Origin of the sequence: Pseudomonas asplenii (assembly GCF_001293465.1) — a bacterium.
Lineage (GTDB): Bacteria > Pseudomonadota > Gammaproteobacteria > Pseudomonadales > Pseudomonadaceae > Aquipseudomonas > Aquipseudomonas fuscovaginae_B.
Window position 1 is genome coordinate 32,547 of record NZ_JSYZ01000019.1, and the last position, 10,070, is coordinate 42,616.

General features: G+C 65.7%; 11 protein-coding genes. 6 read left to right on the top strand and 5 right to left on the bottom strand.

Translation table 11 applies throughout. The annotated features are described in order from the left end of the window. Nucleotides 1–24: 24 nt before the first annotated feature. Together PF66_RS33210 and PF66_RS23495 are read right to left on the bottom strand one after the other, a co-directional pair. The gene (locus tag PF66_RS33210; protein ID WP_193394226.1) at nt 25–201 is read right to left on the bottom strand and encodes a hypothetical protein; all 177 of its coding nucleotides are present in this window, start codon (nt 199–201) and stop codon (nt 25–27) included. 90 nt (nt 202–291) lie between these two features. Beyond that, nucleotides 292–1,197, bottom strand: coding sequence for a LysR family transcriptional regulator (locus tag PF66_RS23495; protein WP_054057986.1), 906 nt, complete (start codon nt 1,195–1,197; stop codon nt 292–294). A 113-nt stretch (nt 1,198–1,310) separates the two neighbouring features. Between PF66_RS23495 and PF66_RS23500 the strand changes: the two genes are divergently transcribed. Next, on the top strand, nt 1,311–2,195 hold the full coding sequence (locus PF66_RS23500; protein ID WP_054063965.1) for an MBL fold metallo-hydrolase: 885 nt from the start codon (nt 1,311–1,313) through the stop codon (nt 2,193–2,195). Nucleotides 2,196–2,300: 105 nt separating this feature from the next. After that, a complete protein-coding gene (locus PF66_RS23505; RefSeq protein WP_054063966.1) occupies nt 2,301–2,915 on the top strand; it encodes an NAD(P)-dependent oxidoreductase in 615 nt (204 codons plus the stop codon). 149 nt (nt 2,916–3,064) lie between these two features. On the opposite strand, the gene PF66_RS23510 is transcribed toward PF66_RS23505, so the two are convergent. Then, nucleotides 3,065–3,955, bottom strand: a complete 891-nt coding sequence (locus tag PF66_RS23510) for a LysR substrate-binding domain-containing protein (RefSeq protein WP_054057989.1) — start codon at nt 3,953–3,955, stop codon at nt 3,065–3,067. Between the two features lie 137 nt (nt 3,956–4,092). Between PF66_RS23510 and PF66_RS23515 the strand changes: the two genes are divergently transcribed. Then, nucleotides 4,093–5,730 (top strand): 5-guanidino-2-oxopentanoate decarboxylase, encoded by a 1,638-nt coding sequence (locus PF66_RS23515; protein WP_054063967.1) that lies wholly within the window; start codon nt 4,093–4,095, stop codon nt 5,728–5,730. Continuing rightward, a complete protein-coding gene (locus tag PF66_RS23520) occupies nt 5,730–7,178 on the top strand; it encodes an aldehyde dehydrogenase family protein (RefSeq protein ID WP_054063968.1) in 1,449 nt (482 codons plus the stop codon). Before PF66_RS23515 ends, PF66_RS23520 begins: the two co-directional genes overlap by 1 nt. An 18-nt stretch (nt 7,179–7,196) precedes the next feature. On the opposite strand, the gene PF66_RS23525 is transcribed toward PF66_RS23520, so the two are convergent. Then, nucleotides 7,197–8,126: an AraC family transcriptional regulator gene (locus PF66_RS23525; protein WP_054060848.1), complete on the bottom strand. Its 930-nt coding sequence runs from the start codon at nt 8,124–8,126 to the stop codon at nt 7,197–7,199. A 347-nt stretch (nt 8,127–8,473) separates the two neighbouring features. Here PF66_RS23525 and PF66_RS23530 point away from each other — a divergent pair, with 347 nt between their 5' ends. Together PF66_RS23530 and PF66_RS23535 are read left to right on the top strand one after the other, a co-directional pair. Continuing rightward, the gene (locus PF66_RS23530) at nt 8,474–8,839 is read left to right on the top strand and encodes a putative quinol monooxygenase (RefSeq protein WP_054060847.1); all 366 of its coding nucleotides are present in this window, start codon (nt 8,474–8,476) and stop codon (nt 8,837–8,839) included. A gap of 39 nt (nt 8,840–8,878) precedes the next feature. Beyond that, nucleotides 8,879–9,109: a hypothetical protein gene (locus PF66_RS23535; RefSeq protein WP_054060846.1), complete on the top strand. Its 231-nt coding sequence runs from the start codon at nt 8,879–8,881 to the stop codon at nt 9,107–9,109. 14 nt (nt 9,110–9,123) lie between these two features. On the opposite strand, the gene PF66_RS23540 is transcribed toward PF66_RS23535, so the two are convergent. After that, nucleotides 9,124–9,753 (bottom strand): flavin reductase family protein, encoded by a 630-nt coding sequence (locus PF66_RS23540; RefSeq protein ID WP_054060845.1) that lies wholly within the window; start codon nt 9,751–9,753, stop codon nt 9,124–9,126. Between the last annotated feature and the right edge of the window lie 317 nt (nt 9,754–10,070).

Sequence of the window (10,070 nt, forward strand, 5' to 3'; positions counted from 1 at the left end):
CGATTTCGTACATAGCCTAGGGCCTTACCTCAAGGCACTGAGGCTCGCGGTGTGCGGCACGCAGTGCTCCAGGTTGCAGCTGGCGACGGCGTGGGGCGCCTGCCTGATCTGTTCGACCCGCCAGGCAGCGGTGGCGTACAGAGCCAGTACGGCGCCGATGGCAAGTACGGCGGCACATGTTCTTGTTTTTAGAATATTCATGACGCAGACCTCTGACTGTCGAACCCGGTTCGCGAGAAGTACTGAGTTCAAGATTAGGCCAGTGGCCGCCACTTGCCAGCTTTTCCTCGATCAGAGGTCCTTGTCCCAGGCCGGTGTTTCCGGAAACCGCACCACCAGGAAATCGAGCATGCTGCGCAGCGTTGCCGGCATGTGCTTGCGCGAGGCATACACGGCGTACATGTCCATGGTGCGCGGTTCGGCGTGGGCCAGCAGGCGCACCAGTTCGCCGCTGCGCAGGTATGCCCAGGCCTGGTAGGTGGGCAGCATCGAGATACCGGCACCGGCCATGGCGGCACGCAGCAGGGTGCTGGCCTCGTTCGCGCTGATATTGCCCTGCACCGGGACCGACACCTGCTCGCCGTCCTGTTCGAAGTGCCAGAGGCTCTTGCCGAAGTAGGAATGCGTCAGGCAGTTGTGGCGGCTCAGGTCCTCCACCCGCTGTGGTGCCGGGTGTTCGCGCAGGTAGGCCGGCGAGGCGCAGATCACCGAGCGGCAGACGGTCAGCCGCCGGGCGATGAGGTTCGGGTCCAGGTCGTTGCTGGCGCGGATGGCCAGGTCGATGCGCTCGTCCACCAGGTTGACGGTGCGGTCGAGCATCTGCAGGTCGATGTTGACGCCGGGGAAGCGGCGCACGTACTCGGTCATCGCGTCGGCGAACTGGGCCTGGCCGAACGAGGTGCTGACGCTGATCCGCAGCAGGCCGCGCGGCGCCTCGTCGGGGATGCTCACGGCGGCCTGCATGTCGCCGGACAGCTCCAGCAGTTGCCGGCAGCGCGGCAGGGTTTCAGTGCCGGCCGCAGTCAGGCTCAGCTTGCGGGTGGTGCGATGCATCAGCCGTGCACCGATCCAGTCCTCCAGTTCTGCCAGGTAGCGCGAAACCACCGGGCGTGACATTTCCAGATGGTCCGCCGCCGCCGACTGGCTGCCCAGGTCGACCACTGTGACGAACACCCGCATGGCGGTGAGACGATCCATGATTTGCTCGCTTTGAGAAACAAACTATGTCCCAGCATCGCATTTTTTGTATCGGTTCGGGCAACTAAGCTCTGTCCATCGCCTATCACGGCCTACAGATACCGGAGCGTTACATGATTGGATTCACCTCACTTCGCCGCCTCCTGCTCGCCAGCGCGGTGCTGGGTTTTGCCGCCCACGCGGCCGCCGCCGAGCCGGCGCTGACCCTGGATGTCTACAACCCCGGCACCTCGGCGATTTTCCCGGTCAGTTCGGTACTGGTCAGCGGTAGCAAGGAAGCGGTGCTGGTCGACGCCCAGTTCGGCAAGTCCCAGGCCGAACAGGTGGTGGAGAAGATCCGCGCCAGTGGCAAGCAACTGACCGCCATCTACATCAGCCATGGTGACCCGGACTACTACTTCGGCCTGGACACCCTCACAAGGGCCTTCCCCCAGGCCAAGGTGCTGGCGTCGGCGCCGACCGTGGCGCACATCAAGGCCACGGTCGACGGCAAGCTGGCGTTCTGGGGGCCGAAAATGGGAACTGATGTTCCCGCCAGGACCATCGTGCCGGAGGTCCTCCAGGGCAATCGTCTGATGTTGGAAGGACGCGAGCTGGAGGTGATCGGCCTGGATGGCCCGCAGCCGGATCGCAGCTTCGTCTGGATCCCGTCGCTCAAGGCGGTGGTCGGCGGCGTGGTGGTCGCACAGAACATCCACGTGTGGATGGCCGACACCCAGTCCGCCCAGTCCCACCGGGACTGGCTGGCGACGCTGCAACGGATCCAGGCGCTGCGGCCGAAGATCCTGGTGCCGGGCCATTTCCTGGGTGACGGCCCGCATACGCTGGCCGCCGCACAATTCACGGCGGACTACATCAAGGCCTTCGACGAGGAAACGGCCAAGGCCAAGGACTCGGCGCAACTGATCGCGGCGATGAAACAGCGTTATCCGAACCTCGGCGAGGAATCCTCCCTGGAACTCAGCGCCAAGGTCGCCAAGGGTGAAATGAAGTGGTGAGCCGGCCCGGCCACTGACAAAAGGGTTTGCGGATCAGGCGCCCTGTTCCCGGACAGGGCGACTCCCTCGACGCACAGCGTCATTCGATTGGAACTGGAGAGTGTCATGAGCAAGATTGCAATCATCGGTGCCACCGGTCGTGCCGGTAGCCAACTGCTGGAAGAAGCCCTGCGTCGCGGCCACAGCGTCACGGCCATTGCCCGCAACACGGCCAAGATCGCCCATCGCGAGGGTGTGGTCAGCAAGGCGGTCGATGCGCTGGACGCCGCGGCGCTGGAAGCGGCGGTCGCCGGCCATGACGTGGTCATCAGTGCCGCGCACTTCGCCACGTTGCCGGCGGTGGCGGTGATCGGCCCGGTGAAGAAGGCCGGGGTCAAGCGCCTGCTGGTGGTCGGTGGGGCCGGTTCGCTGCTGTTGCCGGACAACAGCCGGGTCATCGACAGCCCCGGTTTCCCGCCGGAGTACAAGGCCGAGGCGAGCGCCGGGGCGGCATTCCTGGAGAGCCTGCGCCAGGAAAAGGAATTGGACTGGACCTTCCTCTCGCCCTCGGCGGAGTTCGTCGAGGGTGAGCGCACCGGCCGTTTCCGTCTGGGCAAGGATCATCTGCTGGTGAGTGCCGAAGGGCGCAGCTGGATCACCTTCGCCGACTATGCGATTGCCCTGTTGGACGAAATCGAGCAACCCGCCCACTCGCGTCAGCGTTTCGCCGTCGGTTACTGATCCCGTCCTTTGGCGGCCGGAAAATGGCCGCCTTCGGCGGATCGCCAGCGAGCCGGCTCCTGCAGGTTGTGTGTTGTACACAAGACGGGTGGACGACGCCGACACTCCGGGAGCCGGCTTGCTGGCGATAGCGGAACGTTGCATCGACCCTACCGATCAGTCCGCTGCGCCGCCTGCCCCACCAGCCACTCCCTCAGTTCATGCAGCGCCGCCGACCCCTCCGAGCGCTTCGGATACGCCAGGTAGTACGCCTGCCCGGTACGCACCCGCAAATCGAACGGCATCATCAGTCGGCCGGCACTCAGGTCCTCGCCGATCAACGCCCAGTCGCCGATCGCCACGCCCGTGCCCTGGGACGCCAGGGACATCGCCACGTCCATGGTCTCCAGGTGCTGGCCCTGGCCGATATTGCCCAGGCTGACACCGGCCGCCTCGAGCCAGGTCTGCCAGTCCTGCTGGTCCAGCGTGGGGTGCAGCAGGGTGTGGTGCTCCAGGTCAGTGACCTGCTCCAGCGCGATCGCGCCCTGCCTCAACTGGGGTGAACAGACCGGTGTCAGTTGCTCGTCGAACAGATGGTGGGCGGTCACCGCGGGGCCCGGCGGGGCGCCATAGATCACCGCCACGTCGAAGTCCTCGCGGCGGAAGTCGACCCCGTGCTGCAGGCTGGTGGTCAGTTCCACCGGCACATCCGGACGCTCCTTGCGCCAGTGCAGCAGGCGCGGCAACAGCCAGCGGATCATGCAGATCGGCGCCTTGAGCTTCAGCGCCGGATGCCCGGCGCCCACGTGGTCCACCGCCTCTTCGATCTGCCGGAACACTTCCTGTATCCGTGGAAACAGCTCGCGTCCCTGGGCGGTCAGGCTCAGGCCGCGGGCCTGGCGCTGGAACAACGCATAACCCAGGTGCTGCTCCAGCCCGGCGATCTGTCGGCTCACCGCACCCTGGGTGATGTGCAACTGCTCGGCCGCCCGGGTGAAGTTGCAGCACTGGGCGGTGATCAGAAAGGTATGCAGCGCCGGCAAGGGTGGAAGACGTTTCATGGCGGACTCAGGCATGACGACAGGACATGGCTAGTATGACTATTTTTGCGTTGTGCCCGCCATCGCCCGGACGCTCCAATAACGCCACCACCGTGGCCCGCGCTGCCACGGTCAAGACGAACAACAGGGGGCAAGCGATGGCGACGTGCGGCGAAGTATTGGTCAAGTTACTGGAGGGCTACGGGGTCGAGCAGGTGTTCGGCATTCCCGGCGTGCATACCGTGGAGCTGTATCGCGGCCTGGCGACCTCAACCATCGAGCACATCACGCCACGGCATGAGCAGGGTGCCGGCTTCATGGCGGACGGGTATGCGCGCACCAGCGGCAAGCCCGGGGTATGTTTCATCATCACCGGCCCCGGCATGACCAATATCACCACCGCTATGGGCCAGGCCTATGCCGACTCGATCCCGATGCTGGTGATCTCCAGCGTGCAGTCGCGCAGCCAGTTGGGCGGCGGGCGCGGCAAGCTCCATGAACTGCCGAACCAGAGCGCCCTGGTGGCCGGCGTGGCGGCGTTCTCCCATACCCTGATGTCGGCGGCTGAGCTGCCTGCGGTGCTGGCCCGGGCATTCGCCCTGTTCCAGGCCGGGCGGCCGCGTCCGGTGCATATCGAGATCCCGCTCGACGTGCTGGTGGAAAACGCCGACGCCTTGCTCGACAGCCAGCCGGTGAACATTGCCCGGGCCGGTGCGGCACCCGCCGCCGTGGCGCAAATGGCCGACTGGCTCGCGGCTGCCAAACGCCCGCTGATCCTCGCCGGTGGCGGTGCCATCGACGCCGCGCCGGCCCTGACCCGGCTCGCCGAACGGCTCGACGCGCCCGTGGCCCTGACCATCAACGCCAAGGGCATGCTGCCCGGCGAGCATCCGCTGCTGATCGGCTCGACCCAGTCCCTGGTCGCCACCCGCGCCCTGGTGGCCGAGGCCGACGTGGTCCTGGCGATCGGCACCGAGCTGGCGGAAACCGACTATGACATCACCTTCGCCGGCGGTTTCGAAATCCCCGGTACCCTGCTGCGCATCGATATCGACCCGGACCAGACCGTGCGCAACTACCCGCCCAAGGTCGCCCTGGTGTCCGATTCGCAAGTGGCGGCAGAAGCGTTGCTCGTCGCGCTCGATGGTCGCAGCCTGGCTGCGCGCCGCGACGATTGGGGGCACCGCCGCGCTGCGGCCCTGCGTGCCGAACTCGACAGCCAGTGGGATGCGCCGACCCGTGCCCAGACGCGCTTTCTGGAAACCATTCTCGAGGTGCTGCCGGATGCGGTGCTGGTGGGCGATTCGACCCAGCCGGTGTACACCGGCAACCTGACGCTCAACCCGCGGCAGGCGCGGCGCTGGTTCAACGCCTCCACCGGCTACGGCACCCTTGGCTACGCCTTGCCGGCGGCGATCGGCGCCTGGCTCGGGCGTTCCTCCCGGCGTGACGAGCGCGGCGCGGTGGTCTGCCTGATCGGTGACGGCGGCCTGCAGTTCACCCTGCCGGAACTGGCCAGCGCGGTCGAGGCGAGCACGCCGGTGATCGTCCTGCTGTGGAATAACCAGGGGTACGAAGAGATCAAGAAATACATGGTCAACCGCGCCATCACGCCAGTGGGCGTGGATATCCATACCCCGGACTTCGTCGCGGTCGCCAAGGGCCTGGGCTGTGCCGCCGAGGCCGCCAGCAGCGAGGAAAGCCTGCGCAGCGCCCTGCGTGCCGCAGCAGGACGTTCGGGCCCCACGCTGATTGAAGTCGACCAGGCGCTCTGGATGAACGGAAGGGGGCAGTGATGAAAGCGCAAATGAATCAGGACGGCCTCTACATCGATGGTCAGTGGCGTTCCGGCAGCGAACAGCTGCGCGTGATCAACCCGGCCACCGAAGCCTTGCTCGGCAGCGTTTCCGGTGGCGATGAGCAGGCGGTCGGGCAGGCGGTGGCGGCGGCGGTGCGGGCGTTCGCCGGCTGGTCGGCGAGCCGGGCCGCCGAGCGTGGCGCGATACTGCGGCGAATTGCCGAGGGAGTACGCGAACGTCGCGAGAAACTGATCCAACTGCAATCGACCAACAACGGCAAGCCGCTGTTCGAGGCGGCGATCGACGTCGATGACGTGATCGCCACCTTCGAGTACTACGCCGGCCTGGCCGAGGGCCTGGATGAGCGGCAGGACCAGGACGTGGCGTTGCCCAGCGACGACTTCGCCGCTCGCGTGCGCCGCGAGCCGTGTGGCGTGGTCGGGTTGATCGTGCCGTGGAACTTCCCGATGGTCACCACCGCCTGGAAGCTCGCGCCGGCGCTGGCTGCGGGCTGCTGCGTGGTGCTCAAGCCATCGGAGGTGACGCCGTTGCCGGAGCTGGAACTGGCCTCGATCATTGCCGACAGCGGCCTGCCGGCCGGGGTGTTCAACCTCGTCTGCGGCACCGGCCTGGCGGTGGGTGCGCCGCTTGCGGCCGACCCGCGGGTGGCGAAGATCTCCTTCACCGGCAGCAATGCGGTGGGTGTCCAGGTGATGCAGCGGGCGGCGGAAACCATCAAGGGCGTCAGCCTGGAACTGGGGGGCAAATCGTCGCTGCTGGTCATGGCCGATGCCGACCTCGACCTGGCGGTCGAAGTCGCCAGTGGCGGCGCCTTCTTCAACGCCGGGCAGATGTGCTCGGCGACCAGCCGTGTGCTGGTCGCCGACGAGATCGCCGACGAGTTCCTGTTGCGCCTGAAGGCGCGGGCTGAAGCCATTCGCGTGGCCGATCCGTTCGCTCCCGAGGTGGAGATGGGCGCGCTGGTCAACCAGGCGCAGTATCAGCGGGTGTTGGGGCACATCGATCGTGGCCTGAGCATGGGCGCACGGCTGGTCTGTGGCGGTGGGCGGCCGCCGGCGTTGTCCCGCGGCTACTTCCTGCAGCCGACGGTGTTTACCGAGGTGCCGCTGGACAGCGCCTTGTGGCGCGAGGAAATCTTCGGGCCGGTGGTCTGCGTACGCAGTTTCGCCAGCGAGGCCGAGGCGATCGCCCTGGCCAACGACAGCGAGTTCGGCCTGGTGGCGAGTGTCGTCACCACCGATGGCGAGGCGGCGGACCGCATCGCCAATGCCTTGCAGGCCGGCCTGGTGTGGATCAATGCACCGCAGGTGATCTTCCCGCAGGCGGCGTGGGGTGGCTACAAGCGCAGCAGCCTGGGGCGGGAGCTGGGCCCCTGGGGACTGCAGGCGTTCCAGGAGATCAAGCACGTGGTGCGGGCCCGCTGAACAGGGCCACCTCCCATTTCAGACACTCTGGCGCAGCCGCGCCAGATCCCGCAGCGGCGGAGCGCCGAACAGCCGGCTGTATTCGCGGCTGAACTGCGACGGGCTTTCGTAGCCGACCCGATAACCCGCCGCCGAGGCGTCCAGCCCTTCGGCGAGCATCAGCCGCCGTGCTTCCTGCAGGCGCAACTGCTTCTGGTACTGCAGTGGGCTCATGGCGGTCATCGCCTTGAAGCGGTGATGCAACGTCGAAACGCTCAGGTTGACTTCCCGTGCCAGGTCGTCGATGCGCAGCGGCTGCTCGAAGTTGCTGTTCAACCACTTGATCGCCTGGTTCACCCGATGCCCCTGGCTGTTGGCGATGGCGATCTCGTACAGGCGATATCCCTGCGGGCTGCGCAACAGCCGATAGAGGATCTCCCGGCGCACCAGCGGCGCGAGCATGGGAATGTCCTTGGGCGCATCGAGCAGCCGCGAAAGGCGCAGCAGGGCGTCGAACATCGGGGTATCCACACGCTCGACATACAGCCCCAGTCCGGTTGGTCGGCTGGGCACACCCAGGGGACCGGCTTCGGCGATCAGCGCGCTGATTTCATTCGGGTCGATATCCAGGCGCAAGGACAGGATCGGCGACTCGGGTGTGACATTCACCACCCGCCCGGCGAGGGGCATCGACACCGAGACCACCAGGTAATGCAGCGGGTCATAGATGAAATGGCCGTCGCCCAGGCGTATTTCCTTGCGGCCCTGGGCCATGATGCACAGCGCCGGTTGCGCCAGCACGGGAGCGAAATCATAGGGGTGGCTGTGGCGCCCCAGCACCAGCGAGTCGACGGCGGTCTGGTAGTTGCCGTCCTCGGTGGCGTGGCGACGAATGATGTCGGCCAGTTCCTGGCGCTGTTTTTCCATCTCCGGGGGGATCGGTTCTTGCGGCAGTTCGGACAGTGGCATGCAGAATCCCCTCGGGAAAGTCACTTTCAACGGGCCATAGCTTAAGTTTGGGCAAGGGGGATCGCCAGCCGGATCCTGCGCAATTCTTGCCTGATCCTGCCGCGACCCGTCATGACCGCCGGATGACTGCGCTGACCGCAGACCAGGCTTGCTTAAAACTCCGGACCCGCCAGCAGAGCGCTGGCCTGGCGCTGTACCCGAGGGGCAAGGCGCTGCGGCAGGATTGTGCAATAAGCTGACAGGAATCGACTAACGACCCCTCGCCGGGGGCACTAATCTATGTTTGCGTTGCCGTCGTCCCGGCGGTTGATGGCGCGAGAACAACATTCCTTTCGGGAGAGCCGAGCATGTCCAAGCATATCCCTGTCAGTCACATGGCCTTCGTTCGCGCACGCCCGGGGCGCTCCGCCGAGCTGGGCGCCCGTCTGAGCAGCCTGATCGAACCGTCCCGCCAGGCACCCGGTTGCCTGCAGTTCTCCCTGCAACACTCCCTGGCCGATGCCGACCTCTGGCTGGTCTCCGGTTTCTGGGCCAACCAGCCGGCCATGACCGCCTACTTCAACACGCCGGCCATGCAGGTGTTCGGTGAGCTGGTGCAGGACCTGGTGGTCGACAGCCTGGATTTCCATACCTTCAGCGAGGTGTCCGCCGCCCGTGCCCAGTGCGACTATCACTTGTCCAGCGCAGGTTCCCTGCAACGGCTGGCCAGCTGATTTAGAATGCCGGCCGATCAATTGGCCGGGATAACAGGCATGGCACGTAGAGAGTTTGCACAGTTCGAAGCAGTTTCAGCAGCCGTTCGCGGCGAAGCCGGCTACAACGCGGCGATTGCGGTAAAGGCCCTGGGCGGTTTCGAGCCACCGCGTTTTCATAAAATCCTTGCAGAGCAGACATTCAAGACCGCCCTCGAGGCCGATCAGGCCGCCGAGCAGGAACTGGCGCGGCTGATCGACGTTGACGCCGAGGGCGAACTGTCCTGGTGATGGGGCCGCAGTGATCAACCCGTCACTTGTGGACGGTACATCTTGAACAGGGCTTGCGGACCGAGCTGGAAGTAGTCCGCCGGGCCGCCGCCACGCAGGATCGGTTCGGCGGCGGCGGTATCGTAGATCCCATCCTTGAGCAGATGCCTGGCGATATGCACGGCAACCACTTCACCCAGGATCAGCCAGCTCGGCACCAGGGCCTGGTCTGCGCGTTGCAACTGAATGATCTGGGTGACCTTGCATTCGAAGGACACCGGGCTTTCCTGCACCCGCGGTACGCTGATCACCTTCGACGCCACGGGCGTCAGACCGGCCAACTGGAACTCATCGACCTCGGGCGGTACGGCGGCACAGCTCTGGTTCATCGCCTCGGCCAGCGGGCGGGTGGCTAGATTCCAGGCGAATTCGCCGGTCTGTTCGATGTTGTTCAGGCTGTCTTTGCGGCCGACGCTGGAGAAGCCGATGATCGGTGGGATGTAGTTGAAGGCGTTGAAGAAACTGTAGGGCGCCAGGTTCAGCCGGCCCTCGGCACTCTGTGAGGAGATCCAGCCGATGGGGCGTGGGCCGACGATGGCGTTGAACGGATCGTGGGGCAGGCCGTGGCCATTGGCTGGTTCGTAATAGTGAATATCGTCAGGCATGGTTCGCAGGTTCCGCAGGGACAATCGGGGATCGATAGTGTGCTTGGCATCGCGGACAAAGGCGATAGGCCGTTCGCAGGACGTTGCCTCTGGCGTGCGGATTTTCCTTCCCTCCAGAAATGACTAAGCCCGGCCTGAGCCGGGCTGTGATGCCATCCGGGTCTGTCAGCTGATTGCCGCAGCGCCAGGAGTCTTGTCGTAGCCGTCGGCCGCGATGGCGTTGGCACCTGGGGTCTTGTCGTAGCCATCGGCAGCCACAGCGTTGGCGCCAGGAGTCTTGTCGTAGCCGTCGGCCGCAATGGCGTTGGCACCTGGGG

Coding starts and splice junctions, on each gene's coding strand:
- PF66_RS23540 (WP_054060845.1), bottom strand. CDS start 9,753: ATGCCTGACGATATTCACTATTACGAACCAGCCAATGGCCACGGCCTG.
- PF66_RS23525 (WP_054060848.1), bottom strand. CDS start 8,126: ATGCCACTGTCCGAACTGCCGCAAGAACCGATCCCCCCGGAGATGGAA.
- PF66_RS23530 (WP_054060847.1), top strand. CDS start 8,474: ATGTCCAAGCATATCCCTGTCAGTCACATGGCCTTCGTTCGCGCACGC.
- PF66_RS23505 (WP_054063966.1), top strand. CDS start 2,301: ATGAGCAAGATTGCAATCATCGGTGCCACCGGTCGTGCCGGTAGCCAA.
- PF66_RS23520 (WP_054063968.1), top strand. CDS start 5,730: ATGAAAGCGCAAATGAATCAGGACGGCCTCTACATCGATGGTCAGTGG.
- PF66_RS23500 (WP_054063965.1), top strand. CDS start 1,311: ATGATTGGATTCACCTCACTTCGCCGCCTCCTGCTCGCCAGCGCGGTG.
- PF66_RS23515 (WP_054063967.1), top strand. CDS start 4,093: ATGGCGACGTGCGGCGAAGTATTGGTCAAGTTACTGGAGGGCTACGGG.
- PF66_RS23510 (WP_054057989.1), bottom strand. CDS start 3,955: ATGAAACGTCTTCCACCCTTGCCGGCGCTGCATACCTTTCTGATCACC.
- PF66_RS23535 (WP_054060846.1), top strand. CDS start 8,879: ATGGCACGTAGAGAGTTTGCACAGTTCGAAGCAGTTTCAGCAGCCGTT.
- PF66_RS23495 (WP_054057986.1), bottom strand. CDS start 1,197: ATGGATCGTCTCACCGCCATGCGGGTGTTCGTCACAGTGGTCGACCTG.
- PF66_RS33210 (WP_193394226.1), bottom strand. CDS start 201: ATGAATATTCTAAAAACAAGAACATGTGCCGCCGTACTTGCCATCGGC.